The organism is Serratia sp. NA_112.1 (assembly GCF_052691715.1).
On sequence record NZ_JBQZFO010000007.1, the window covers coordinates 135,904 to 160,891 of the forward strand.

The window sequence follows — 24,988 nt, forward strand, 5'->3', positions numbered from 1 at the left end:
AAAAAAGCGCTGTCGGGGAGGCAAGCGTGAATAACAGTTTGCAAAGGCCGTCGCCTCTTTTACCATGGGGCCAACACACCTTCAGGTAAGCTAAACGTTAAGCAGGATCTTACTATGGCGTATAAAATTCCATTTCCACCCCGTCAGCCCTCCGCTTCCTCCCATCTGCCCCTAACCCTGATCTCACTGGAAGATTGGGCGCTGGTGACATTGAACGGGCCGGACCGGGTGAAATACCTTCAGGGCCAGGTCACCGCCGATATCGAAGCGCTGCCTACAGATAGCCACGTGTTGTGCGGCCACTGTGACGCCAAGGGCAAAATGTGGAGCAATCTGCGTTTATTCCATCGCGGTGAAGGCTTTGCCTATCTGGAACGCCGCAGCGTGCTGGACAGCCAACTGGCTGAAATCAAGAAGTACGCGGTATTTTCCAAACTCACCATTGCCGCCGACAACGAAGCGGTGTTGCTGGGCGTGGCCGGTTTTCAGGCACGCGCAGCGCTGACGGGGGTTTTCAACAGCCTGCCGGATGCTGACCATCAGGTAGTGCAGGACGGTGAAACGACCCTGTTGCACTTCTCGCTACCGGCGGAACGTTTTCTGCTGGTCACCACCGCCGCCGTTGCCGAACAGTTGGTTGGCAAACTGCACGAGCAGGCCGAACTGAACGACAGCCAGCAGTGGCTGACGCTGGATATCGAAGCCGGCTACCCAGTGATTGACGTCGCCAACAGCGGGCAGTTGATCCCCCAGGCCACCAACCTGCAGGCGCTGGATGGCATCAGCTTCAGCAAGGGCTGCTACACCGGTCAGGAAATGGTGGCGCGCGCCAAGTTCCGCGGGGCCAACAAACGGGCACTGTACTGGCTGGAAGGCAAGGCCGGGCGAGTGCCGCAGGCCGCTGAGGACGTGGAATTGCAGTTGGGTGAAAACTGGCGCCGTACCGGTACGGTGCTGAGCGCCGCCAAACTGGCCGACGGCACGCTGTGGGTTCAAGTGGTGCTGAATAACGATCTCGACGCCGACAGCAAGCTGCGGGTTCGCGATGATGCCACCAGCCAACTGGCCATCAAACCACTGCCATATTCACTGGCGGAAGAAAAATAATCCCCCGGCAGCAGGCTCACGCCCGCTGCCTGATTCCTTACTCGTCCAGTTCGCCATCGCGCTGCACCAGATAGATCAGCACCAAAATTAGGGTGACAAAGAAGCGGAAAGCGTCAGGCACCCCGTTCCATTGTTTAGACATCCACATACCGAACCACTCACCGCCCACCGACATAAAACCCACCTGCCAGGTCAAAAAACCGAGCGTCAAACCGGCCACTGCCAGCGTTTTCTTTCTATTGAAGGCCACTGCGGACAGTTTCAGGCCGCGCAGCAGGCGCAGGCCCCCCATCCAACACAACAACGCGGTCAGGCTTTCCAGCGTAATGATGCCAATGTAACCGGCGTGATGCAGCCATGGAGTCTGTATTGAACGGTAAGTGATGGTGGCGTCAGGGAAAATGGTGTCCATCATAAAGACATGACGTACAAAGGCGAAATTGGAGCCGTAGTCCGTAATATTGCCAAATGCCACCAGTGTGGCGAACAGCGCCATCGCGCACACCAGCAACGCTTTAGATAAGCGAACGATCATATTGATGAGTCCTGAAAAGGTTAACGTAAACACCGAAGGTGTAGTTCGCGGGCTCAGGAATGAAAAAATGGGCTTGCTGGATACCCGAAAGAAACAAGCGCCTCTTTTCTAACTGAAAAGAAACGCTTAATCAACATGATATTAACGCCTGCCGAACGGATATCAGACGTACAGATAAATCGCCATAAAGTGGCACAGGCTGCCGCCGAGCACGAAACCATGCCAAATGGCGTGGCCGAAGCGGAAACGCTTCGATGCATAGAAGATCACACCCAGGGTATAAACCACGCCACCGACCGCCAGCAGCGTCACACCGCCCAGCGCCAGACGAGTCGCCAACTGATAAATCACGATCAGCGACAACCAGCCCATGGTCAGATAGGTCACCAGCGAGAGCGCTTCAAAACGGTGCGCGAACGCCAGTTTGAACAACACGCCCAGCAGCGCCAACCCCCAAATTACCGCCATCAATCCCTTGGCCAACGGTGAGTTCAGCCCCACCAACAGAAACGGCGTGTAGGTACCGGCAATCAAAAGATAAATGGCGCAGTGGTCAAATTTTTTCAGCCAGTGCTTGGCTTTTTGGTGGGGAATGGCATGGTACAGCGTTGAGGCCAGGAACAGCAGGATCATGCTGCCGCCATAAAGACTGTAGCTGGCGATAGCCGTCACGTCAGCGCCGGTGTCTACCGCCTGAACCAACAACAGTACCAGGCCGACAATCCCAAAAACCAACCCTATGCCGTGACTGATGCTGTTAGCGATTTCTTCCGCCCACGGATAGGCCGTGGCGGCCATTTTTTCAGTACCGGCTTTCACTACGCCCGTTTTACCCATTACACACAACCCCTCAAAACAGCCAACATTGTTCGAAATTACCGCAAGGAAGCTTAGCTGAGAATAATTTCAGTGTACACGTGTACGCCAAAATAAAACTGTGTGCGCGTGTAACCATCGAAATCCCTCGCCTGCTGGTCTACAATCGTTCGGCTTCACCCCATCTACCTTGAGGTTTACACCATGTCATCTGCTGTACCCGCGTTAGATTTCGGCTCCATGACCCAGGTCATCCAGTTCCTGATGGAAATCGACAAGTTGAAAAGCGTGCAACGCCGCACCAAAGTGCTGGGCACCCAACGCCAGGAAAACTCCGCCGAACATAGCTGGCACTTTGCTATTGCTGCCATGAGCCTGGCCCCCTACGCCGGTGAAGGTGTGGATATCCAGCGAGTGATCCAGATGGCGCTGCTGCATGACATCGTTGAGATCGATGCCGGTGACGTACTGGTCTACGATCTGGCGGCCCGCGCAGCGATCCATGATGTGGAAGTGGCGGCGGCGCGCCGGTTGTTCGGGATGCTGCCGGACACTCAGCGCGAGTATTTCACCGCTTTATGGCAGGAATATGAAGATGGCGAGAGCGCCGACGCGCGCTTTGCGCTGGTGCTGGATCGCACCATGCCGATGCTGATGAACCTGCACAACCAGGGCCAAAGCTGGGTCGAGAACGGCATTAGCCTGGAACAGGTACTGGCGCGTAACACCACCATCGCCGATGTTCAGCCGGAATTGTGGAAGTACCTTCTGCAACACCTGCAGGACGCACAACGCAAGGGTTGGCTGAAATAACGCCGTTGCTCTTGTGACACGCCGGGTGATCCCTTCACCCGGCACGCCATTCATAACGGCTTGTGTGCCGTTTCCTTGGCGGCAATCACCGCCCACAGCGTGATTAACAAAGCCAGCACCACATAGGCCGAGATCGCCAGCGTGCTGTCGTAAGACTTAAACAACGAGGCGATGATCAGCGGCGCAAAGCCACCACCGATAATCCCTGCCAACGTATAAGCCAATGACGACCCCGCATAGCGCACTCGGGTTGGAAACTGTTCGGTAATAAAAGCCGCCTGTGGGCCATACATTGCCGCATGGATCAACAGCCCCACCACCACCGCCAGACAGATCAGTACCGGCTGGCTGCTGTCGAGCAGCATAAAGAACACAAACGCCCAAGCCATCGCCGCCAATGCCCCACCGATATACACCGGCCGACGACCAAAACGATCGGACAGTGCGCCGAACATCGGCACGGTAATCGCGTTACCGATCGCCCCCAACATGGTGGCGGCCAACGCCAGCGGGCGCGGCAGGTTCAATACCGTGGTGACGTAAGTCAGGGTAAAAACCACTACCAGCGCATACAGCACGTCGGAACCAATACGCGAACCGCCGGCGATCAGCAGTGGGCGCCGATACTGGGTGAAAACTTCGCGGATCGGTGAATGGGTAACGTCCTTCGATGCCTCCAGTTTCAGAAACGCGGGCGTTTCTCCCACGCCACGGCGTAGCCATAGGCCAAACACCACCAGTACCAGGCTAAGCAGGAAAGGAATACGCCAACCCCATTGCTGGAAGTCCTCCGCCGTCATCGCCACCGTCACCAGCGTGATAAGGCCGGTGCCGATCAGCGTTCCACAAGAAGGGCCAACCTGAGCAAAGGAGGCGTTGCGCCCGCGTTGATGAGATTTACCGTGTTCCATCGACAGCAATACCGCCCCCGCCCATTCGCCCCCCAGCGCAATCCCCTGAATAAAGCGCAGTGTCACCAACAGCAGCGGACTCCAAATCCCCCAACTGGCATAACCGGGTAGCAGCCCCATCAGCGCGGTAGTCACGCCCATGATCACCAGCGTGGTCACCAATACAAAACGCCGCCCCAGCACGTCACCAAGATGACCAAAGACGATACCGCCAATCGGCCGCGAAACATAGCCAACCGCGTAGGTGGAAAATGCCAAAATAGTGCCCACCAGCGGATCGAAAGAGGGGAAAAATACGTGGTTGAAAATCAGCGCCGCCATGATGTTGTAAACGGTGAAGTCATACCATTCCAGCGCAGTGCCAATCGAACTGGCCGCCGCCAGTTTGCCGGTGTTCGGCGGATGGGCGGGAACATCGGCAGTGGACGCGTCCGCGATTGACGGTTGAGTGGTTGAAGTACTCATGATGAAAGCTCCTGTGTGGTCAGTTGCCAACCAAGGGCATAATGCAGGGCACCGGTGGCAGGGATTTTCAGTTGGCTGCAGGCCAACTCACCCAGCCGCTGGCCGGCTTCGGCGCTGCTGCTTTCGATCAGCATCATCGGCAGTAACCTGCGGTTTTCCCGCGACTCTTTCGGCAGCGGCGAGCTGAGGTCCGCGTCCGGCGACAGCAGGCTGCTGCGCACAAAACCGGGCTGTTCCGCCAGGAGGCTGCCCAAATGATTGATGCAGGCCTTCAGCACATGCGGCTCGGCCGGTTCGAGGGTAAGGATAGCCAGATGGCTGCCGCACCCCTGGCCGGTCACCGCCTCCACCGCGCAGACACGGCGCATCGGATCGCGCATTTTATCGAGACTCGCTACCGACCATGGGGTCTGTTCGGTAAACGCGGCGCGGTAGGCCGCCGAAGTAAAGCTGGCCAGGGATTCGGTTTTATACAGTCCGAGATATTTGCGCCCATCCTGTAGCGCCTGATAACGCGTGCCCGACAAGAAACCAGGCACCCGTACTCGCTCTTCCACGTGTTCGCGGTCGTACCACTTATTGAAATCCGCCTCGTCCTGAGCGGCGACATCTGTTGCGACAAACAGCATTCCGTTTGGGGAACCGGTCATGGGTACTCTCCTGTTAGCTCAAAGTAAGGCGGGGTCGCCCCCCACCGGAAAATCACGCCTCGGCGAGGCAGCGTTCGATCGCCAGCGCCCAACCCAGCAACGCCTCGTCCTGCAGCGGTAGCCCGGCCACCATCAGCCCCACAGGTGCCGTATCGGGCCGCTGGCAAGGCAGCGATAGCGCACAACCATCGAGGAAGTTGATCACCGAAGGGTTACGCAACGCGGCACCGTTGATACGGAAATAGGTGTCGTCATCCTTCTGCAGTTCGGCAATGGTCGGCGCAACGAAGGGCACGGTTGGCATCAACAACGCGTCAAACTTGTCCACTGCTGCGGTCACCCGCCGCTGCCAATCGGTACGCTGCATCTGCAATTGCTGCAGATCCCACTCATCGAGCAACTGACCGCGACGAATACGCGACAGCACCCGTGGGTCATAGTCTTCGGCATGTTCGGCAATCAGCGGCTGATGCCAGCGCCAGGACTCCAGCGCGGTAAACCCCCCGGCGGCGTTGATCGCAGCCAGCTCAGCGAACTCATGGCAGGGAATAGATTCAATCTGTGCCCCGGCCTGCACCAGCCGCTGGACGCTGAGATGAAAGGCGGAGGTGACTTCATCATCCAGACCATCCAGCACCAGCGTTTGTGGCACGGCAAAACGCGCCTGGCTCAACGTTTTCTGCTGCGGGTGCAGCGGCTGTTCGGCAATCACCGCATCCAGCGCGATGCAACCGGCAACGTCATGGGCGATCACGCCAATCGAATCCAGTGAGGGTGACAAAGGCAGCAAACCACGACTGCTGATGCGCCGGGCGGTGGGTTTATAGCCGGTCAGACCGCAGAAGGCCGCCGGAATACGCACCGAGCCACCGGTATCGCTGCCTATCGCGCCAAAGCACATGCCGTCGGCCACCGCAACCGCCGCACCGGAAGACGAACCGCCGGGAATACGACATGCCGGGCGATCCCACGGGTTGGCGGGTGTGCCGTAGTGGGGATTGATCCCAAGCCCTGAATAAGCAAATTCGGTCATGTTGGTTTTGCCGATCACCACCGCGCCAGCCTGCAACAACTGCGCCACCACGGCGGCATGGGTGTTAGCTACCTGCGCATCGGTCAACACCAACGAACCTGCGGCAGTCGCTTCCCCGGCGACATCAAACAGGTCTTTGACCGATACCGGCACACCGTCCAGCACCGACAAAGGGGTTCCCGCCGCACGCCGCCGATCGGCAGCCAATGCCTGCTTTTGTGCCCAGTCGCTATAAACATGAGTAAAAGTGCGTGCGCCCTCCCCCTGTGGGTCGGCGATTTGCGCCAGCGCGGTGGCGGTCAGTTGCACAGCAGTGAATTCACCACTGGCCAATCCGGCAACAGCCTGCGTTAAAGTCAGCTTTTTCATCACGCCACCACCGGCAGTTCTATGCTGCGATAGCCGTGGCAGATGGTACGTCCCAGCACTTCGTCCACCAGTTCCATACGAAACTCGGTCGCCGGACGTATACCGCCAATCGCCGCCACCGTGCCACAGGCCATCGCTAAACCATTGCGCGGCTGGGGTACCGTCAGCCCGCCCTCCGGCACCTGCTGGCCACTCAAATAGCGATCCAGCAGATCGTCGGGAGTACGCAGACTGGCAAGATAACCCTGCTGATAAAGCCGGAACTCACCGTTCTCTTTGATCCAGGATCGCAGGATTAGTGAATCCCAGTGGGCAATCACTTCCCGTAGCGGCCAGGCAGCGCGAGCTACCGGTTTGACGCAGAGTTGTTTGGATAGCGCGACGCTGTGCGCCTCAAGCTGACGATCGGTATGATCTGAGGCCAGCGAAACAAACAGTTCCCCCTGATGAGTAAAGATCAGCGGTTCCGCCTCGCCGGAGCTGGCATTGCCGATCACTTCAATGCAATCGCTCTGACTGAGCTGATTAACGGCCACCCGATAGAACAGCGGAACTGCACTGGGTTGGGGCACGCCCAGTTCAGCCAACTCCCTAATATGGTGCAGGATGGCCTCACGATCGCGGCCGGTCCAGCCAGCGATCACCAGATGGTCGATCTCGACATCCAGCACCCCGGCACCGCTGGATTCAGGTAAAGTGAAGGTCAGTCTCATGGCTTTTGTGCCTCTTTAGTTAAAATACTGTGAAATTTCACTATATCTTTAGCTACCAAATAAGCGATTTCCATGCCATGTTTTTGTGTACTATGTCTAAAAACTTTCTTCTTGCAGGAGCAGAACGTGATGAGCCTTGACGCAGAGAGCCAGGAACTCCCGACGGCAGAGGAAGCCGGAATGTCACTGAATGAACTGGCCTACCGGCGCTTTAAGCAGGCACTGGTGACGTTAAGCTATAAACCTGGTGAATATCTCAATACCGCACAGGTAATGAGTGAGCTGGATATGGGCAGAACGCCGATAAATCAGGCGATCCACCGGCTGGCTAATGAAGGGTTGTTACAGGTGATCCCGCGTAAGGGGGTGATGGTCTCACCACTGTCGATGGATGACGCACTGGAACTGATTGAAGTCCGACTGGCCAATGAAATGCTTTGTATGCGGCTGGCAAGCAAGCGAATTACCGAACCACAGGTCGCCGCACTGACAGCCCTCAATCAACAAATCGAAGCCGCCAGTCAGCGCCGCGATCGGGTGCAGATGATGACGCTGGATCATCAGTTCCACCAGCAGCTGGCGCAGATCGCCGGGAATAATATGTTGGCGGACATCCTGAGCGTGCTGCACGCCAGGGCGCAGCGTTTTTGGGCCAGTACGCTGTCACGCGAAGGTCATATGCGAGAGGTGATCGAAGAACATCGAGCCATTATCTCTGCACTGGCCGCACAGGATGACGACGCAGCTGCCAATGCAGCAGAGGCGCACATTATGTCGTTCCGCAGTGCGCTGCTGCATGAGGGCTGATTGAGTATTGAGAATACTGAATAGAAACCCGGCGTCTCTAAAGCTACCGGGTTTTAAACTGCAGGATAAGCACCTGCGGATAAATAATTTTACTCTTCGAGCTCTTGGCCTTTCAACATAGCGGCACGCAGGACCGCGTTCAAACGCTTCTGGTAACCCTTGCCCGGCCTCTGGAGCCATTCCAAAATGTCAGCATCAATCCTGACCGTTTTTGATACCTTCATCGGTTTGTAGAACCGCCCCTTTAATGCCGTTCCCCATTGCTCATCGCTAAGCGCAGGGACGTCACCATAGCCAATATCATCATCCGGCATAACCCTCAAGGAGGCTATCTGCGCTTTTTGCTCCTCCGTCAGGGGAGGCAGGATGCTGTGCTGCACATTCCTAACCGAATTTTTGCGTTTCATACATCCCCCTTTCTCGTGCATCCGCTTTGCGGGCCGAAATTAAAGGGGAGTAACCAGTTGTCAACGGCCGCCGGCGGCCTCGATAAAGCTGCCGGTGACATAAGAAGCAGCATCGGACAACAGCCAGGCGATGGCTTCTGCCACCTCTTCCGGGGTGCCGCCGCGCTGCATCGGCAAGTTGCCTTTCACCCGATCAACACGCCCCGGCTCACCGCCACTGGCATGCATCTCAGTGTAAATACACCCCGGCCGCACCGAGTTAACGCGAATACCTTGAGCCGCCACTTCCAGCGCCAGTCCGGTTGTCAGAGTATCGACCGCCCCCTTTGATGCGGCATAGTCGATATACTCCCACGGAGCCCCTAAACGAGCGGCGGCAGAGGAAACGTTGACGATGGCTCCGCCCAGTCCACCATGACGATGCGCCATACGCTTCACCGCCTCGCGGCAGCAGAGAAAATAACCGGTGACGTTGGTGGTCAAGACCTTGTTAATGCGGTCGGCGGTCAGTTGCTCAATGCTCGACTGCTGAAACAGAATACCGGCATTGTTGATCAGCGCGTCAATCGGGCCGAGGCTGGCATCCAATTGGCTAAACATCGCCACTACCTGGCTTTCATCGCCAATATCAGCCCGCAGCGCCAGCGCCCGACCGCCCAGTGATTCTATCTCCGCGACCACCTGTTGCGCCGCTGCTTCATTCTGCAGATAGTTAACGCCCACCGCATAACCCTGACGGGCCAGCAACAACGCAGTGGCGCGGCCAATACCCCGGCTGGCGCCGGTGACCAGTGCAACTTTAGTCATGTTGTTCCTTTCTCTGATTGGGAAGTCATAACCGGTAACTGGCGCTCAGCAAGCTACCTCAGCCACCTTCTTCAACAGAGTATAGATATCCATGCTGCAGAATATCCAAGGGTATTTTCTATTTTCCTCCTTATTAAAATAAACCTTATAACAGTGCCAAACGACGCAGCTGCTTTTTAATCCGTGGCTTTAAGTTTTTAGAAAAACTCCGTGGCTCCACATGCTGAATATGCGACGGGGGAGAGGAAACCTTGGTGGGATAATTACTCCCTTGCGCGCCAACGTTAGAAGGTAGCATGACCAAAACCAACAATAAAATCGCATCTGTACAGGTAACCGCCGTTGAAAATTTGTCGATACGCATTTTTCCCTACCCTGATGACTTTTGCAGGAGTCAGCGTACTCGAAATATATCGATGCTCCCTTAACGTCATATTAATCCCAGATTAAGGTTTGCTTAAGAACGATGGGCAAAAAGGATGTCGACGTTGTCTTCCCCCGGTGGTTGTAGTTATATAACCGCCAGTACCGTGACATAAACCGGATACCCCGTGAACATATTGTTAGTGGAAGACGATCTGCAATTTGGCAAGGCCCTGTGCCGGGCATTAGAGCTGGCGGGCTTTGAGCTATGCTGGGTGCGGCTGGTGCATGATGCTCAAACCAGACTCTCTCAGGGCAGTTTCGATTTAATGTTGTTGGACCTGACCCTGCCAGACGGGGATGGATTAGAGAAACTGGTCGAGTGGCGGGCCGCCGGACAAAATATCCCAATCATTATTCTGACCGCCCGCGACTGTATCGAAAACCTGGTCAATAGCCTGGACTCCGGCGCGGACGACTTTCTGGCCAAACCTTTCGCCTTGCCTGAGTTAATATCACGCGTGAAGGCGGTGAACCGCCGCATGGCCGGGTTTGCCTCCCAAACCTGGAGCCTGGGCAATCTGTATCTGGACCCCATCAATCATCAGGTAACGCTGGCTGACGAACTGCTGCTGTTATCGAAAAAGGAGTATCGGCTGCTGCATGAGCTGATGCGCTGCGCCGGCACCGTAGTGCGTAAAACCTCGCTGGAGCAGAGTCTGTTTGGCCATGGCGACAGCGTGGAAAGTAATTCTCTGGAGGTGCATATGCATAACTTGCGGCGCAAGATTGGCAAGGAAAAAATTATCACCGTGCGTGGCATCGGTTATTTATTAAAAAAAGAGACTCTGGGATGATAATTTTTAAATCCTTTTCTATGCGCACCATTATTTTCCAGGCTTTAGCCATATTATTGCTCTGGGGCGCATTGATTGGCTGGGTGACATATTCATACTACCCGCGGACGCGGAAAAGTATTTAGATAATCAGCAACGCATTGTCGCACGCGGGATAGCCAATATTCTTGATAAGACGGATGTTACCAACCGCAGTTATCTTGAGATGATTAAAGATATCGAAGTCATGTATATCGACTCGATCAAAAGTGGCATGCAGGACGAAATAGACTATCGGCCACTATTTGTGGTTTACGATAGCAACAACCAGATGCTTTACGCCTCACCGTCACAGGAAAAACCGCTGTTCCTGCCACCGTCGGTGCTATCAGGCACCATCAGCTACGCCAATGTGAAATGGCATATTGCCGGCAGTTGGAGTGATAAAAAGCAATTTAGGGTGATCGTCGGCGAATTCTTTGACAACCGCACCACTATTTTCGGCAATCCGGCGGAAAGCACCGCGATCCCGTTGTTGGTCACTCTGGCAGCCATCATTGTCACTTTGCTGTTCACCGCCTATATCAGCCTGAGGCCACTGCGACAAATTGCCAGAATGATCTCTGACCGCAAGCCCGGTACTCTGCAAGTCGGCAGCGGTCTGGGGCTGGCGATTGCCAAAAATCTGGCGGATAAAATCGGTGCGCAACTACGGGTAGCCGAAGGGCTTGATGAACGCGGCGTCGGGTTTGTTATTGATCTACCCGAGAACTATCTGGCGTCATCGGAGAGTTAAGGCAACATCGCCCACCCAATTTACTGCAACGGCATCCGCTTGATTTGCAGTAGCAAACAAATGGGCAAACTGCTGTTTGCCCATAAATATAAAAATAGCTATCCGGCAATGCGGATCACCGAGCGGACGTCGCTTTTCTTGTTCAGATCCCACACTTCGGCGATCTCGGATAAGCCATGCTCCTGAGTTTCGACCGAAATCTGCCCGGTGGCCGCCAACGCAAGGATCTCCCTGGCATATCTCTGCATCTCAGCCGCCGGTGGGAAGTTGCCGGTGCCACTGCCCATAATCTGCAGTTGGTTACTGCGCAATACTGCCGCCGGTAAGCGAATGTCTGGCCCGGCCATCGACCCAACATTGACCAGGCGAATACCACGCCCTCCGGCGTAGGAAGACAGGTCGTGGTTGTTCAGCGTGGCCAGCAGCGCTTCGGTCGCCGTACCCCAGATGTAATCGACTATCACCTGATATCCGTTCGGCCCTGCGGCAGCAGCAAAAGCCTGCACCAATGCCTCCCCTTCTAGGCTGAGATCCACTGTGGCATCGACATCCAACGCATCCAGCACGCTCTGGCGACGGCCTGCTGCAACAATTCGCCCTGCGCCCGCCTGATGAGCAGCCGCCACCGCCAGCTTGCCCGAGGTGCCGGTCGCGCCAATAATCAGTACCGTTTCACCAGCCTGAAGCTCGGCACGCCAGTGCAGCGGCAGCCAGGCGGCGAAGGCAGGGTTAATCAATGCTGCGGCGGTAGCATCATCCACACCCGCCGGTACCGGCACGGTCCAGGAAGCGACGGTGCGCTCCGCCAGTGCACCGTGCGGCTGCCGGAATGAGGCAAAATAAACCCGTTGGCCGTCCGGCGCATAACCAACGCCATCGGTACCGGGCACGATCGGCAACACCTTCGGACTGGAGTAATGGGTTCCCGCTACCATGGCACGATCCAACTGTTTGATACCGGCGACAATCACCTCGATCAGGGTTTCCCCCTCTCTTGCTTGCGGTTCATCCACATGACCGACTACCGGTGGCTGACCTAACGCATTTACCATTGCAGCTCTCATCATTGCTCCTTATTCCGTGTGGGTTGCTGTGCAGCGACAATAAAAAAGGGACACCGCATCATGCGGTGTCCCTTGATAACACGCTTTGCCGAATGTGTTATAGGGTTTTACTCAACGGCAACTTGCTGAAGAAATCAGAAGCGCCAGTTCACGGACAGATTACCTTCTAACGAATTGCTGCCCTGACGGAACAGCTCGCTGGAAAGCCCGGCCCCCACAGAAACATCTTTAGTAAGCTGATACTGCACCCCAGCCTGCGCTGCCAACCCATCACGCCCGGCCAAAGTGCTTTTGCTATCAAAAGCAGAGGTGTCATAACCGGCAAATTGAGCACGCTGAGTCACATTGTTGCTCAGCAGCTCATGCTGCCAGCCAAGGCGCAGGGTGGCGGACAAAGCCTGTGGCCCCTGATACAGCACCTCCACGCCCAGCGTGCTTTGCAGTGAATCGGCATAACGGCCCTTAATCTGCATCGGCAAAGTACCAGACCCGGACTCTTTAATTGTACGATGCTTGGTGGCGTTATAATCCAAAGCCACCACTGGGCCGAAGCTAAACGATTCGGTTAACGCCAAATGATAGCCGCCGCCCAGGGTTAATGAACCGTTCCAGGCAGTCCAGTCACTCTTGCTGGTTCCGCTTATACCGGCAACATCAAACTGACGCTTCATATGATTATCCTCGGCCCCTACACGCCCCAGACCATAGGCAAACGGCCCATCCATGGGATCCTGCGCGAAGCTGAACTGCAGACCAACATCAAATGACGTACTGTGCGTCCGCGCCCGATCGGCACTTTTGGCATTGACCGTTTGTCCACCAACCGCCGCGTGGAAACCGGTAGTCAGCCCTGGCACCAGTACGTTACGTTTCTCCGCGCCGAACAACACGCCATAACGCGATGCGTTGTAACCGGTGATATTGCCTGTATTGCGCTGCCAGTTGCCGCCCCCATAAGGCAGAGCAAAGCTTATCCAGTCTTGTTCGTCGTCGACCGGGGACAAGGTCAAATTACGTTCCGGCGCCGTCAACGCACGGGTTAACTGACGCTCACGATCAAAAGAGGCCTGGATCAGGCTGTTGTAGGCCGACGGCTCCAGTTGCGCCAAAGCGTCGTTAACCTGTTTGCCATCAGGGGCAGAGAAATCAAGCGCAGTCAGTAACAGACGCATTTCATTACCCGCTGTCGCCGCCGCACGGGCCAACGCCAGCCCGACATTTCGCTCATTCGCGCTCTGTGCATACTGGCTGTAGGCAGATGCCCCACGGGTCGCACTGATTTGATATTCCCCGGCAGCTAACGACGCTGTACTGAAGCTCAACGTCGGGGACTGCGTCTGCACGCTGATTTGACTGAACTCACCGCTTCTCTGCCCCATTTGTAGCAGAGAAGCGCTGTTCAGTTTCCAGTCGGATGCATACCAGCCTTTTACCGGCATCAGCGTCAGGGCCCCGCCCAAACTGGACGTTCCGCTGATTTGCACCCTGTCTCCACGCCCGAGATTGTCGAACATCAGTTGCAAACGCCCCTGTGACCCCTGCAGGTAATCACCAATGATAGAAACCAGGCCAAAAGGCGAACCGGTAGTCAGCAATCCGTTATTGGTGAACCGTCCGGCATCCGACAGCTCATAACGGCTATTGCCCGCCAACTGGGCACCCGGCTCAATGTCCACGCTATACACCAGATGCTCGCCGTTTAAAGTGGTTTTCCCGCCCTCGGCCACCAGCGCCAAATTATCCTTACCGCGAATATTGCCGTTATAGGTGAAATCAAAACCGCTATCCGCCACAGCGGTCACTTGCCCCAACGCATCCGGCTGCAGACCGAAGGTTAAACGGGTGAGTCGTGCCTGATTATTTTCGTCCCATTGGGCATAGTCAGAAATGATATCGCCCTGAATATCGGCACCGCGCATCACGTTGATTGCGCCGGCCAATGCATTCTCGGACTGGTAGATGGCTGCTTTGCTGCCCCTCAGCGAGCCGGTGATATCGAAATTGGACACCAGCGGTGCTGCCCACAGGTCGAACCCGCCCCACTGCCAGATATAGGAGCCGCGATATTCGGCATCATTGCCCAACAGGTTGTTGCCAAAATCCAGACGCGCAGCGACCCCTTCTTTGCCGATCGCCTCCAGGCTGCCACGTTGAATAATATTGTGCCGATCGCCGTATGCCACCATCAAGCCAGTGCCGTAGTCACCGTTGGCCTGCACCCGGGTACCCGGCGCTATGCTGAGCGTATTACCCGCACCGTCGATGCGAATACCGGCGGCGGCCACGCCATCGGCCAGCAAATCGCCACGTTGCTCTATCCGATTGTTACTGCCGTAGATATGCAACCCGACGCCCCGGGCGGCGGTATTGGCTTCACCATCGATATACGCAGTGCCTGCGGCGTTACGCGCGAAATACCCTTGCTGGTTAACCACATCCAGACCACTTCCATAAACCGAGCGGCCAAAAAAGTTACGCCGGTCGATGTCGTACCCCATGTCCTGCAACAATGCCAATTCGGCTTCCATCATTGAGGTGTAATTGCGGTAATTTTGGTGGCTCATCAGGCTGCGATCCAGCTCGATATGGGACATGTAATCGTCATCCAAATCGCCAACTACATCGAGGATACGCACCGGAACCCCTGGCATCGCACCTTCCAGCACCTCTTTGACATGGCTGCCGGCGAAATAACCTTGATCCTTGCGCACGTCAAAAGCGGAAGGATCGTCCGGCCCCTCGCAAGCTTTGCACACAATAGCCTGCCCCGGCTGAGCAGGGTTGCCGTTGTCGTCAAACAGATGCGATGTCCAGCTCCCCTGCGTCGGGCCGAACTGAGTCACACCATCAACTACCGCAGCCTCGTTACTTATTCCCAACGCATGGGCAATTTCATGAAATATCGTGACTTCCAGATCGGTACGGTGATCGGTCGGGATCTGCGCTGGTGAAGCCTGTGAAGGAGTAAAATCCAGCTTGCCAATGCGGACGATGGCGTGAGCACCACTGTCCAACTCGCCCGCTTCTTGCCCCTGCAACACGGCCTGAAGTTGGGTCAGACTAAAGGTGTCGTCACTGACGTTTTGGCTCATCGCACCGGCATTTTTTTCGTCAAAAGTACCGATATTGATCACCCCCGGCAATTGGCCTGGCTTGGGGTTGATAATATCGGCCCAGCGCTGTGCGGCGCTGATAACCTGCGCCTTTTGCGCCTCGTCCAATACCCAAGATGAGCGCTGAGGGACGCCTTCGTCAGTAAAATAGCCGTCATCGCTGGGGCTATAGAAGTTCAGTTTAAATACCGTTTGCCCGCTGTTATTTCGCACTTCATAACTTTCAACCGCCTGCGCGGAGCAGAAGGGTAAAACCGCAATGATTGCGATAGCCAACCTTTTCATAGAACACCCCTTGTGAGCCAATCTTCCCTACAAAATATTTTGCTGAGGTCAATTTAACCATGCGAGTTTAAACGGAATGTATACCGGAAAGCGTCTTGAACCCGATTGGAAACAAACTGCAGAGAGGTGCAAAAAATAAGATAATTAGCAACATATCAAATATATAGGCAAGAAAAGCATATAGCGTGGCGGGCAAAAAAAAGCAGCGCATAATGCGCTGCTTATTGAACATCTGACTGCCGAAAGGCTTACTCGTATTCGCTCATCGGTACGCAGGAACAGAACAGGTTACGGTCGCCGTACACGTCATCCAGACGCTTGACGCTCGGCCAGTATTTGTTCTCGCGTACACCGGCAATAGGGAAGACTGCCAGTTCGCGGCTGTAAGCATGCTGCCAGTCACTGACCAGCTCCGCCTGAATATGCGGCGCGTTCACCAGCGGGTTATCTTCCAACGGCCATTCACCTTTCGCCACCCGATCAATCTCACCGCGAATAGCCAGCATCGCGTCGATAAAGCGATCCAGTTCTACCTTGCTTTCTGATTCGGTAGGCTCAACCATCAGCGTACCCGCTACCGGGAACGACATGGTAGGCGCATGGAAACCGTAGTCAATCAGACGCTTGGCAATATCCATTTCACTGATGCCGGTCTCTTCTTTCAGCGGACGAATGTCGAGAATACATTCATGCGCCACACGGTGATCACGACCGGTATACAGCACCGGGTAAGCGTCTTTCAGACGGGTCGCAATGTAGTTGGCATTAAGAATTGCCACCTGGCTCGCCTGCTTCAGCCCTTCTGCGCCCATCATGCGGATATACATCCAACTGATTGGCAAAATTGAAGCGCTGCCGAACGGTGCAGCGGAAACCGCGCCTTGCTCCGTGAGCACCCCGTCGATCTGCACTACGCTGTGGCCTGGAACGAAAGGTGCCAAATGCGCTTTTACGCCGATTGGCCCCATGCCAGGACCTCCGCCGCCGTGCGGGATACAGAAGGTTTTATGCAGGTTAAGGTGTGAGACATCCGCACCGATATAGCCTGGAGTGGTGATGCCCACCTGAGCATTCATGTTGGCGCCGTCGAGGTACACCTGACCGCCGAACTGATGAACGATTTGGCACACTTCACGGATAGTTTCTTCATACACGCCGTGGGTCGACGGGTAAGTCACCATGATGCAAGACAGCTCTTCACCCGCCTGCTCTGCCTTGACGCGCAGATCATGCAGATCGATGTTGCCGTTCTTGTCGCAGGCCACCACCACCACGCTCATCCCTGCCATTTGGGCAGAAGCCGGGTTGGTACCGTGAGCGGAGCTTGGGATCAGGCAGATATGACGGCCGGCTTCATTACGGCTTTCATGGTAATGACGGATTGCCAACAACCCGGCGTATTCGCCCTGCGCGCCGGAGTTCGGCTGCATGCAAACCGCGTCATAACCGGTCAATTGCACCAGCCACTGTGACAACTGGCCGATCATCTGCTGATAACCTGCAGCCTGCTCTGGCGGGCAGAACGGGTGCAGCTCGGAGAACTCAGGCCAGGTAATCGGGATCATTTCCGCCGCGGCGTTCAACTTCATGGTGCAGGAACCGAGCGGGATCATCGCCTGGTTGAGCGCCAGATCCTTGCGTTCCAGACGGTGCATATAACGCATCATCTCGGTTTCGCTGTGATAGCTGTTGAATACCGGGTGGGTCAGGATCGGATCCTGACGCAGCATGCCCGCCGGGATCGATTGGCTATTTTTGCTTACCGCCGCGTCCAGTGCGTCGATGTCCAAACCATGATCGTCGCCCACCAGCAAAGCGAACAAGGTCTGCACGTCTTCACGTGAGGTGGCTTCGTCCAGCGTGATGCCCACTGCACCATGAATGTCGGTACGCAGGTTGATGCCAAAGCTCAGCGCACGCTCCAGCACCGCTGCCTTGTCTTTCACTTCCACCGTCAGGGTGTCGAACCAGGTTTTGTGGCGCAATTGCAGGCCGGCCTGTTGCAGCCCGGCAGCCAGAATGTCGGTCAGGCGATGGATACGCCCGGCAATACGCTGCAGACCCTGCGGACCATGGTACACCGCATACAGGCTGGCGATGTTGGCAAGCAGTACCTGCGAGGTACAGATATTAGAGTTGGCTTTTTCGCGACGGATATGTTGCTCACGGGTTTGCATCGCCATGCGCAGCGCAGTGTTACCGGCGGCATCGCGGGATACGCCGATGATGCGACCCGGCATCGAACGCTTGAATTCGTCACGGCAGGCGAAGAAGGCGGCGTGTGGACCACCGTAGCCCATCGGCACGCCAAAGCGCTGCGCAGAGCCGAATACCACGTCGGCGCCCTGTTTGCCCGGTGCGGTCAACAGCACCAGTGCCATAATGTCGGCAGCCACGCTGGTACCGATTTTACGGTTTTTCAGTTCGGCCAGCAGTGCGCTGTAATCGTGCAATTCGCCGGTAGTACCCACCTGTTGCAGCAGCACACCAAACACGCCCTGCAGTTCCAGCACCTTCTCGGCTTTATCTACAATCACTTCAAAACCGAAGGTGCCGGCGCGGGTACGTACTACGTCCAGCGTCTGTGGATGTACGTCGTCAGCCACGAAGAAACGGTTGGCGTCTTTCAGCTTGCTGGCGCGTTTGGCCAACGCCATCGCTTCGGCTGCCGCGGTGGCTTCGTCCAACAATGAAGCGGAGGCCAGATCCAGACCAGTCAGATCGAGAGTCAGGGTCTGGAAGTTCAACAGCGCCTCAAGACGGCCCTGCGACACTTCTGGCTGATAAGGGGTATAAGCAGTGTACCAGCCCGGGTTTTCCAGCATGTTGCGCAGGATCACCGGCGGCGTCAGCACCGCGCTGTAGCCCATACCGATATAGGATTTGTAGCGCTGATTCTGCGAGGCAATCGCCTTCAGTTCGGCCAGCGCCTGATGTTCAGTGGCCGCATCGCCCACCGGCGGCGGCGCAGGCAGTTGGATGTCTGCCGGCACAATCTGTTGGATCAGCGCGCTGAGTGAGCGTGCGCCCACCGCTTCCAGCAACTGCTGCTGTTGCTGCGCAGAAGAGCCGATATGGCGTTCAATGAACGCTTCGCTGTGTTCAAGTTGGCTGAGTGTCTGAGTCATTGCTACAAATTCCTGAATGCTTACGGGGTACGGGATATAGCCTGATCTATAACTAAAACGCCCCGGCCAATCGGCCCGGGGCGTTGCAACGCTTACTCGTCGATAGAAGCCTGATACGCACCGGCATCCAGCAGATTGCCCAGTTCGGCACTGTCGGAAGCCTTGATGCGGAACAGCCAGCCTTCACCGTACGGATCGCTGTTGACCAGCTCCGGGGAGCTTTCCAGCGCCTCGTTGGCGGCGATGATTTCGCCGCTGATTGGCGCATAGATATCGGAAGCGGCTTTCACCGACTCCGCTACTGCACAATCTTCGCCAGCGGCAACTTCACGGCCCGTTTCCGGCAGGTCGACAAACACCATGTCGCCCAGCAGTTCCTGCGCATGTTCGGTAATACCTACCACGTATTCGCCATTACCTGCATCGCGCACCCACTCATGGGAAGATGCGTATTTCAATTCTGTTGGCACATTGCTCATCGCCAGCTACTCCTTCGAAGAAATAAAGAATCAATAAACAAAAAATTAATTGGTCAGTGGCTTACCGGCTCGCACAAATCCGGGTTTGGTGACCAAGACCTGCATTTCGCGGTTACGGATCTGTACGATGGCCTGCTCACCGATACCGGCGGGCACACGGGCCAGGGCAATACTGAAGCCCAGGGTCGGTGAGAATGAACCGCTGGTGATAATCCCCTCATGCGTCTGACCTGCTTCATCGGTGAATCGCACCGGCAGCTCATTACGTAATACGCCTTTTTCCGTCATGATCAAGCCGACCAGTTGTTCGGTGCCCACTTCACGTTGTTTTTCCAGCGCTTCGCGGCCGATAAACTGACGGTCTTCCGGCAGCCAGGCAATGGTCCAGCCCATATTGGCGGCCAGTGGCGAAATACCTTCGTCCATTTCTTGCCCATACAGGTTCATGCCCGCTTCCAGACGCAGGGTGTCACGTGCGCCCAGACCGGCTGGCTTAACGCCTGCTGCCAGCAGTTTCTGCCAAAAATCAACCACCAGCTCTTTTGGCAGGGCGATTTCGTAGCCTGCTTCACCGGTATAACCGGTGGTGGCGATAAACAGATCCCCGGCCTGCACGCCGAAGAATGGCTTCATGCCTTCAACCGCGCTTTTTTGCTCTGGGGTAAATAAGGTGGCGGCACGTTCTTTGGCCTGTGGGCCCTGCACCGCAACCAGCGCCAGATCGTCACGCACCGTCAGGGCTACGCCGTAAGGGGCTGCGTGTTCTTCGATCCAGGCCAGGTCTTTATCTCGCGTGGCGGAGTTCACCACCAGGCGGAAATAGTCTTCGGTAAGGAAGTAAACAATCAGGTCGTCAATCACGCCGCCGGACGCATTCAGCATACCGGTGTACAGCGCTTTGCCAGGTTGAGTGAGCTTGGCGACGTCGTTCGCCAGCAGGTAACGCAGGAACTCGCGGGTACGAGCACCGCGCAGATCCACAATGGTCATATGGGAGACGTCGAACATACCGGCATCCTGACGCACGGCGTGGTGCTCATCGATCTGGGAGCCATAATGCAGGGGCATCATCCAGCCATGAAAATCTACCATGCGCGCACCGCACGCCACGTGCTGGTCGTACAGTGGGGTTTGCTTTGCCATCTTTTCCCTCATTTCACTCAGAAGCTGAAGATAGGGTGCTGCTACGCAATACATCAGATAATGGCTCGCGGCCGGATTGCGTGGCGCACTGACTGCCCAACAGAAACGCTGCGCCGAACGTGCAAAAACTGCGGCTAACCGCCGCGACGCAAACGATACCTTTGTCCTGACGTTATCACCGAACGCCCCCATTAACCATAAGTTAAAATAGGCTTGGCGTCGTTCAGAGCCAGTAAAATGCCGGGCTAGTGTGCAGAGTTTTTGACTGGAAAAATGCGCTTTAAGGCACAAAACCAACAATTAAAGCACCAAAAATCCGAAGTTATATAACAAACCCACGGCCGGATGCGGAATTTCGACTTTTGATAACCGAACATGGAATTAGAAAAAGTAATGATAAAACCAGCCTGAAATTAGATTTTTTCAAATGAAGGGTTTTATAAGGAAAAGCTATGGGTATCAGACGCAGGACTGCGCCTTTGGGATAGATGTTAATTCGGGGAAAATAAGGCAGAGAGGTCTGGCAACCTCTCTCAGACAGCAGTCAGGCCAACCACTCCGGCAGGTCATTGAGGCCCATTGCCTGACGCACCAACCTGGGCTTCACGCCCGGCAGGCTATCGGCCAGCCGCAACCCGACATCGCGCAGTAGCTTCTTCGCCGGATGGTGGCCGTCAAACAGTTCGCGGAACCCCTGCATGCTGGCCAGCATCACCGCTGCGCCGTGTTTGCGGCGGCGCTCGTAGCGGCGCAGATACAGATGTTGGCCAATATCCTTGCCCTGGCGTTGCAAACGGCGCAGTTCGGCGATCAACTCGGCGGCGTCCATAAAGCCCAGATTCACCCCTTGCCCCGCCAGCGGGTGCACGGTATGTGCTGCATCGCCAACCAGCGCCAGCCGGTGCGCGGCAAAGCTACGGGCGTAACGCCCGGTCAATGGGAAAGTCTGGCGTTCACTTTCCACCGTGCAGGCACCAAGACGCAGGTCAAAAGCCATCGCCAGCTCGCGGTTAAACTGCTCCGGCTCCAGTTGCTTGAGCCGCTCCGCCTCCTCCGGTGCCACCGACCAGACGATCGAGCTTAAATGCGGATCGCTGAACGGCAGAAACGCCAGAATGCCATCGCCGTGGAACACCTGTCGCGCCGTCGCCAAATGCGGTTCTTCAGTGCGGATAGTGGCCACCAGCGCATGGTGGCGGTAATCCCAGAAGGTTAGCGGGATATCGGCATGCTGGCGCAGCCAGGAATGGGCACCGTCGGCACCGATCACCAAGCGGGCGGTCAGCATGCGGCCATCTTCCAGGGTGATAAAAGCGTCGTTTTCGCCCCAGGCTACCTGCTTGAGCGCCGCCGGGGTGATCAGCGTGACGTCGCTCAGGCTTTCCGCCCGTTTCCACAACGCCTGCTGGATCACCGAGTTCTCGATGATATGACCGAGATGACTGAAGCCGCACTCATCACCACGGAAGGCTATTTTGCCGAAGCTATCGCGATCCCAGACTTCCATTGCGTTATAGGCGCTAGCACGCAGGTTGAGGATCTCGTCCCACACGCCAATGTGCTGCAGCAGGCGCTCGCTGGCGGCATTGATAGCGGAAACGCGCAGTTCCGGCTGTGGTTGCGGCGGCATCATATCCGGTTGCTGCTGTTCCAGCACCGCAACGCGCAGACCACTGCCCTGCAAACCACAGGCCAGAGCCAGCCCCACCATACCGCCGCCGGCGATAACCACGTCAAATGATTGCATGCTGCTTAATTTCCTTAAATGACTCGCTGTGCCATTGCCCAGCGCTTTGGGCGCAGCACGCTACGCCCCTGCTAATACATCGATTAGCGATCTACCCAGCCCAAAGTGCGCTTGGCAAAGGCGTCTCGCACCGCCGGTAACCGGGCCATCGCCATCAGGCCCAGATTGCGACCGACCACCAGGGGACCGTAGCTATTGGCGAACAGCCGGATCAAACCGTCTGTCACGCCGATGGTCGCCTGCTGATCTTGTTGCCGCCGTTGTTGATAACGCCCCAACAGCACATAGCCGCCGGGATCCTCTCCAGCCTGCTGCGCCTCGGCCAGGGTTTCCGCCAGCGATATCACGTCACGCAGGCCTAAGTTGAACCCCTGCCCGGCAATCGGATGCAGCGTCTGCGCGGCATTGCCCACCAGTGCCAGACGATGGCTGACATGCTGAGTGGCGGTCAGCAGGCTGAGCGGATAGCTGTGACGTTTCCCGGCGCGAAGGATACGTCCCAGACGCCAGCCAAACGCCTGCTGCAATTCACTGATAAAACGTTCGTCGTCCCAGCCGCCAACCTGCTGGCGATCTTCACGCGCATGGCACCACACCAGTGAGCTTCGCCCCTGAGACATCGGCAATAATGCCAGCGGCCCGTATCGGGTGAAGCGTTCAAAAGCGCGCCCCTGCGGATGCTCGGCGGTGGTGACATTGGCGATGGTAGCAAACTGCGGATAGTCATTTTGCTGCCACTGCACATTACAGGCCTGTGCCAGCGCCGAACGCGAGCCGTCTGCAGCCACCAGCAGTTTCCCGCTGATACGCCGGCCGTTATCCAGCAGCACTTCGGCCTGCTCCGCCGTGCGCACTACATCGACCACCCGGGCCGGACAATGCAGCGTGACGCCTGGTGCCTTGGCCAGCAGAGCAAACAGCCGTTGACCGGCGTCGTGCAGCTCAATCACCTGCCCCAACGCGTCGACCTGATAGTCCTGCGCGTGCAAATTAACGAACCCGGCGTGGCCGCGATCGCTAACGTGCACCTGAGTAATGGCCGTCGCACAGTCACACAGCGCCGGCCAAACGCCGATGCGCGTCAACTGCAGGCAGGTGCCCTGCGCCAGGGCAATGGCACGGGCATCAAATCCCGGATGGCTGCGGTCGTCCGGTCGGGTCGCTTCGACCAGATCAACCGCCAATCGTCCCTGAGTAAGCGATGAAATGGCCAACGCCAAAGTCGCGCCCGCCATACCGCCGCCAACGATGATTACACTCATGCTATTACCTTGCCGCCGCCATCAGTGCTTCGATGGCATCAGCATCTTTCACTACGCTGGCCGTCAGGTTCTCAATGCCAGTCGCGGTGATCAGGATGTCGTCTTCAATACGAATGCCCATACCGCGATATTGCTCCGGCACGTCGGCATCCGGCGCAATGTACAGCCCCGGTTCAACGGTCAGCACCATGCCCGGCTCCAGCGTACGGTCGCGATCCGGCGTGCCGTAATGGCCGACATCGTGTACATCCAGCCCCAACCAATGACCAAGGCCGTGCATATAGAACGGACGATGGGCCTGTTCGGCAATCAACTGTTCTACTTCACCTTTCAGGATACCCAGCTCTACCATCCCGGTGATCATAATGCGCACGACTTCATCATTCACTACACGGATGCTGATACCCGGCTTGAACATCTCCAGCGCCCGCGTCAGTGACGCCAGCACGATGTCATACACCGCGCGCTGCGGTCGGCTGAATTTGCCGTTGACCGGGAAGGTTCGTGTGATATCACCGGCATAGCCTTTAAACTCACAGCCTGCGTCGATCAACACCAGATCGCCATCGCGCAATTCGCTTTCGTTCTCGGTGTAATGCAGGATGCAGGCGTTATCCCCACCACCGACAATGGTGTTGTAGGACGGGGAACGCGCACCAAGGCGAGTAAACTCATGATGAATTTCCGCCTCAAGCTGATATTCGAACATCCCGGGACGGCATTTTTCCATCGCGCGGGTATGGGCCAATGCACTGATTTCACCGGCACGGCGCATGATGACCATCTCTTCGGACGACTTGAACAGGCGCATTTCATGCAGCCACGGACGCCAGTCGGTCAGAGTCGCCGGTGCCTGAAGGTTCTGACGGAAGCCTTTGCGTAGCTTGTCCAGCGCGTCGAACAGAATTTTATCGGCATAGGCGTACTGGCCCTGTGCGTGGTAAACCACGTCCAGGCCATTGAGCAACAGGGGCAATTGATCGTTGATTTCATTGAACGGCAGAGCGCGGTCTATCCCCAGCTTCGCCGGAGCGGCATCCTGGCCCAGACGGCGACCAAACCAGGTTTCAGCCGCCAGATCGCGTACCCGATTGAACAGCACGCTGTGGTTATGCGTCTCGTCACTCTTCACCAGAATCAGCACCGCTTCCGGCTCATTGAAGCCGGTCAGGTACCAGAAATCGCTGTTCTGGCGGTAAGGATATTCAGTATCGGCACTGCGCGTTGCTTCCGGCGCAGAGAAAATAATCGCCGCACTGGCCGGAGCCATTTTCGCCAACAGCGCCTGACGGCGGCTGTTGAATTCCTGCTGAGTCATCACCTTCTCCTGAAATCAATC

21 protein-coding genes and 1 pseudogene are annotated in these 24,988 nt (G+C 56.5%); 5 read left to right on the forward strand and 17 right to left on the reverse strand.

Annotation, left to right across the window (positions count from 1 at the left end):
- The first annotated feature begins 114 nt into the window (after positions 1-114).
- Positions 115-1,107, forward strand: coding sequence for a tRNA-modifying protein YgfZ (ygfZ, locus tag ACUTQ5_RS15465; protein WP_445651976.1), 993 nt, complete (start codon positions 115-117; stop codon positions 1,105-1,107).
- A gap of 37 nt (positions 1,108-1,144) precedes the next feature.
- Here ygfZ and ACUTQ5_RS15470 read toward each other — a convergent pair whose 3' ends face one another.
- Together ACUTQ5_RS15470 and trhA are read right to left on the reverse strand one after the other, a co-directional pair.
- Positions 1,145-1,642 carry a DUF2165 family protein gene (locus ACUTQ5_RS15470; protein ID WP_445651977.1) on the reverse strand — a complete coding sequence of 166 codons (498 nt, stop codon included), beginning with the start codon at positions 1,640-1,642 and terminating at the stop codon, positions 1,145-1,147.
- 162 nt (positions 1,643-1,804) lie between these two features.
- Positions 1,805-2,479: a PAQR family membrane homeostasis protein TrhA gene (trhA, locus tag ACUTQ5_RS15475; RefSeq protein WP_012146602.1), complete on the reverse strand. Its 675-nt coding sequence runs from the start codon at positions 2,477-2,479 to the stop codon at positions 1,805-1,807.
- Positions 2,480-2,662: 183 nt separating this feature from the next.
- On the opposite strand from trhA, the gene ACUTQ5_RS15480 reads away from it, so the two are divergent.
- Positions 2,663-3,271, forward strand: coding sequence for an HD domain-containing protein (locus ACUTQ5_RS15480; protein ID WP_261110523.1), 609 nt, complete (start codon positions 2,663-2,665; stop codon positions 3,269-3,271).
- Positions 3,272-3,321: 50 nt separating this feature from the next.
- Here the strand turns inward: ACUTQ5_RS15480 and ACUTQ5_RS15485 are convergent, their stop codons facing one another.
- The 4 genes from ACUTQ5_RS15485 to ACUTQ5_RS15500 are packed head-to-tail and all read right to left on the reverse strand — an operon-like array spanning position 3,322 to position 7,412.
- Positions 3,322-4,647 carry an MFS transporter gene (locus ACUTQ5_RS15485; RefSeq protein WP_445651978.1) on the reverse strand — a complete coding sequence of 442 codons (1,326 nt, stop codon included), beginning with the start codon at positions 4,645-4,647 and terminating at the stop codon, positions 3,322-3,324.
- On the reverse strand, positions 4,644-5,297 hold the full coding sequence (locus ACUTQ5_RS15490; protein ID WP_445651979.1) for an antibiotic biosynthesis monooxygenase family protein: 654 nt from the start codon (positions 5,295-5,297) through the stop codon (positions 4,644-4,646). Before ACUTQ5_RS15490 ends, ACUTQ5_RS15485 begins: the two co-directional genes overlap by 4 nt.
- A 52-nt stretch (positions 5,298-5,349) precedes the next feature.
- Positions 5,350-6,699 (reverse strand): amidase, encoded by a 1,350-nt coding sequence (locus ACUTQ5_RS15495; protein ID WP_445651980.1) that lies wholly within the window; start codon positions 6,697-6,699, stop codon positions 5,350-5,352.
- Positions 6,699-7,412 carry a DUF2848 domain-containing protein gene (locus ACUTQ5_RS15500; RefSeq protein WP_445651981.1) on the reverse strand — a complete coding sequence of 238 codons (714 nt, stop codon included), beginning with the start codon at positions 7,410-7,412 and terminating at the stop codon, positions 6,699-6,701. The genes ACUTQ5_RS15495 and ACUTQ5_RS15500 overlap by 1 nt, the downstream gene beginning before the upstream one ends.
- Before the next feature lie 129 nt (positions 7,413-7,541).
- On the opposite strand from ACUTQ5_RS15500, the gene ACUTQ5_RS15505 reads away from it, so the two are divergent.
- Complete coding sequence (locus tag ACUTQ5_RS15505) at positions 7,542-8,219, forward strand: GntR family transcriptional regulator (protein ID WP_445652028.1); 678 nt, start codon at positions 7,542-7,544, stop codon at positions 8,217-8,219.
- Positions 8,220-8,308: 89 nt separating this feature from the next.
- Here the strand turns inward: ACUTQ5_RS15505 and ACUTQ5_RS15510 are convergent, their stop codons facing one another.
- The 3 genes from ACUTQ5_RS15510 to ACUTQ5_RS15520 all read right to left on the reverse strand — a co-directional run bounded on the left by ACUTQ5_RS15510 (position 8,309) and on the right by ACUTQ5_RS15520 (position 9,797).
- Positions 8,309-8,626, reverse strand: a complete 318-nt coding sequence (locus tag ACUTQ5_RS15510; RefSeq protein ID WP_445651982.1) for a BrnA antitoxin family protein — start codon at positions 8,624-8,626, stop codon at positions 8,309-8,311.
- 60 nt (positions 8,627-8,686) lie between these two features.
- Positions 8,687-9,433 (reverse strand): SDR family oxidoreductase, encoded by a 747-nt coding sequence (locus tag ACUTQ5_RS15515; protein ID WP_445651983.1) that lies wholly within the window; start codon positions 9,431-9,433, stop codon positions 8,687-8,689.
- Positions 9,434-9,578: 145 nt separating this feature from the next.
- Entirely contained in the window at positions 9,579-9,797 is a 219-nt protein-coding gene (locus ACUTQ5_RS15520; RefSeq protein ID WP_445651984.1) for a hypothetical protein, read from the reverse strand.
- Between the two features lie 187 nt (positions 9,798-9,984).
- Between ACUTQ5_RS15520 and ACUTQ5_RS15525 the strand changes: the two genes are divergently transcribed.
- Together ACUTQ5_RS15525 and ACUTQ5_RS15530 are read left to right on the forward strand one after the other, a co-directional pair.
- A complete protein-coding gene (locus ACUTQ5_RS15525; RefSeq protein WP_445651985.1) occupies positions 9,985-10,653 on the forward strand; it encodes a response regulator in 669 nt (222 codons plus the stop codon).
- Positions 10,650-11,278: pseudogene (locus tag ACUTQ5_RS15530) on the forward strand (two-component sensor histidine kinase); the annotation flags it as partial. The gene ACUTQ5_RS15525 and the pseudogene ACUTQ5_RS15530, both read left to right, overlap by 4 nt.
- A gap of 248 nt (positions 11,279-11,526) precedes the next feature.
- On the opposite strand, the gene ACUTQ5_RS15535 reads toward ACUTQ5_RS15530, so the two are convergent.
- The 8 genes from ACUTQ5_RS15535 to pepP form a co-directional block, all read right to left on the reverse strand.
- Positions 11,527-12,492, reverse strand: a complete 966-nt coding sequence (locus ACUTQ5_RS15535; protein ID WP_445652029.1) for a quinone oxidoreductase family protein — start codon at positions 12,490-12,492, stop codon at positions 11,527-11,529.
- Between the two features lie 134 nt (positions 12,493-12,626).
- Positions 12,627-15,890 (reverse strand): autotransporter outer membrane beta-barrel domain-containing protein, encoded by a 3,264-nt coding sequence (locus ACUTQ5_RS15540; RefSeq protein WP_445651986.1) that lies wholly within the window; start codon positions 15,888-15,890, stop codon positions 12,627-12,629.
- A gap of 248 nt (positions 15,891-16,138) precedes the next feature.
- Positions 16,139-19,018, reverse strand: coding sequence for an aminomethyl-transferring glycine dehydrogenase (gene gcvP / locus ACUTQ5_RS15545; protein ID WP_445651987.1), 2,880 nt, complete (start codon positions 19,016-19,018; stop codon positions 16,139-16,141).
- A gap of 92 nt (positions 19,019-19,110) precedes the next feature.
- Positions 19,111-19,497: a glycine cleavage system protein GcvH gene (gcvH, locus tag ACUTQ5_RS15550; protein WP_445651988.1), complete on the reverse strand. Its 387-nt coding sequence runs from the start codon at positions 19,495-19,497 to the stop codon at positions 19,111-19,113.
- Between the two features lie 45 nt (positions 19,498-19,542).
- Positions 19,543-20,640 (reverse strand): glycine cleavage system aminomethyltransferase GcvT, encoded by a 1,098-nt coding sequence (gene gcvT / locus ACUTQ5_RS15555; protein WP_445651989.1) that lies wholly within the window; start codon positions 20,638-20,640, stop codon positions 19,543-19,545.
- A 544-nt stretch (positions 20,641-21,184) separates the two neighbouring features.
- Positions 21,185-22,387 (reverse strand): FAD-dependent 2-octaprenylphenol hydroxylase, encoded by a 1,203-nt coding sequence (gene ubiI / locus ACUTQ5_RS15560; protein ID WP_445651990.1) that lies wholly within the window; start codon positions 22,385-22,387, stop codon positions 21,185-21,187.
- Positions 22,388-22,470: 83 nt separating this feature from the next.
- Positions 22,471-23,649, reverse strand: a complete 1,179-nt coding sequence (gene ubiH / locus ACUTQ5_RS15565) for a 2-octaprenyl-6-methoxyphenyl hydroxylase (RefSeq protein ID WP_445651991.1) — start codon at positions 23,647-23,649, stop codon at positions 22,471-22,473.
- A 4-nt stretch (positions 23,650-23,653) separates the two neighbouring features.
- Complete coding sequence (gene pepP, locus ACUTQ5_RS15570) at positions 23,654-24,967, reverse strand: Xaa-Pro aminopeptidase (RefSeq protein ID WP_445651992.1); 1,314 nt, start codon at positions 24,965-24,967, stop codon at positions 23,654-23,656.
- Positions 24,968-24,988 lie beyond the last annotated feature (21 nt).

What these genes read in the sequence shown, in the direction of transcription:
- gcvH (WP_445651988.1), bottom strand. Translation starts at nt 19,497, where the DNA reads ATGAGCAATGTGCCAACAGAATTGAAATACGCATCTTCCCATGAGTGG.
- ACUTQ5_RS15510 (WP_445651982.1), bottom strand. Translation starts at nt 8,626, where the DNA reads ATGAAACGCAAAAATTCGGTTAGGAATGTGCAGCACAGCATCCTGCCT.
- ACUTQ5_RS15490 (WP_445651979.1), bottom strand. Translation starts at nt 5,297, where the DNA reads ATGACCGGTTCCCCAAACGGAATGCTGTTTGTCGCAACAGATGTCGCC.
- ubiH (WP_445651991.1), bottom strand. Translation starts at nt 23,649, where the DNA reads ATGAGTGTAATCATCGTTGGCGGCGGTATGGCGGGCGCGACTTTGGCG.
- ACUTQ5_RS15540 (WP_445651986.1), bottom strand. Translation starts at nt 15,890, where the DNA reads ATGAAAAGGTTGGCTATCGCAATCATTGCGGTTTTACCCTTCTGCTCC.
- ACUTQ5_RS15515 (WP_445651983.1), bottom strand. Translation starts at nt 9,433, where the DNA reads ATGACTAAAGTTGCACTGGTCACCGGCGCCAGCCGGGGTATTGGCCGC.
- gcvP (WP_445651987.1), bottom strand. Translation starts at nt 19,018, where the DNA reads ATGACTCAGACACTCAGCCAACTTGAACACAGCGAAGCGTTCATTGAA.
- ACUTQ5_RS15505 (WP_445652028.1), top strand. Translation starts at nt 7,542, where the DNA reads ATGAGCCTTGACGCAGAGAGCCAGGAACTCCCGACGGCAGAGGAAGCC.
- gcvT (WP_445651989.1), bottom strand. Translation starts at nt 20,640, where the DNA reads ATGGCAAAGCAAACCCCACTGTACGACCAGCACGTGGCGTGCGGTGCG.
- pepP (WP_445651992.1), bottom strand. Translation starts at nt 24,967, where the DNA reads ATGACTCAGCAGGAATTCAACAGCCGCCGTCAGGCGCTGTTGGCGAAA.
- trhA (WP_012146602.1), bottom strand. Translation starts at nt 2,479, where the DNA reads ATGGGTAAAACGGGCGTAGTGAAAGCCGGTACTGAAAAAATGGCCGCC.
- ACUTQ5_RS15480 (WP_261110523.1), top strand. Translation starts at nt 2,663, where the DNA reads ATGTCATCTGCTGTACCCGCGTTAGATTTCGGCTCCATGACCCAGGTC.
- ACUTQ5_RS15520 (WP_445651984.1), bottom strand. Translation starts at nt 9,797, where the DNA reads ATGCGTATCGACAAATTTTCAACGGCGGTTACCTGTACAGATGCGATT.
- ygfZ (WP_445651976.1), top strand. Translation starts at nt 115, where the DNA reads ATGGCGTATAAAATTCCATTTCCACCCCGTCAGCCCTCCGCTTCCTCC.
- ACUTQ5_RS15535 (WP_445652029.1), bottom strand. Translation starts at nt 12,492, where the DNA reads ATGAGAGCTGCAATGGTAAATGCGTTAGGTCAGCCACCGGTAGTCGGT.
- ACUTQ5_RS15485 (WP_445651978.1), bottom strand. Translation starts at nt 4,647, where the DNA reads ATGAGTACTTCAACCACTCAACCGTCAATCGCGGACGCGTCCACTGCC.
- ACUTQ5_RS15500 (WP_445651981.1), bottom strand. Translation starts at nt 7,412, where the DNA reads ATGAGACTGACCTTCACTTTACCTGAATCCAGCGGTGCCGGGGTGCTG.
- ubiI (WP_445651990.1), bottom strand. Translation starts at nt 22,387, where the DNA reads ATGCAATCATTTGACGTGGTTATCGCCGGCGGCGGTATGGTGGGGCTG.
- ACUTQ5_RS15470 (WP_445651977.1), bottom strand. Translation starts at nt 1,642, where the DNA reads ATGATCGTTCGCTTATCTAAAGCGTTGCTGGTGTGCGCGATGGCGCTG.
- ACUTQ5_RS15495 (WP_445651980.1), bottom strand. Translation starts at nt 6,699, where the DNA reads ATGAAAAAGCTGACTTTAACGCAGGCTGTTGCCGGATTGGCCAGTGGT.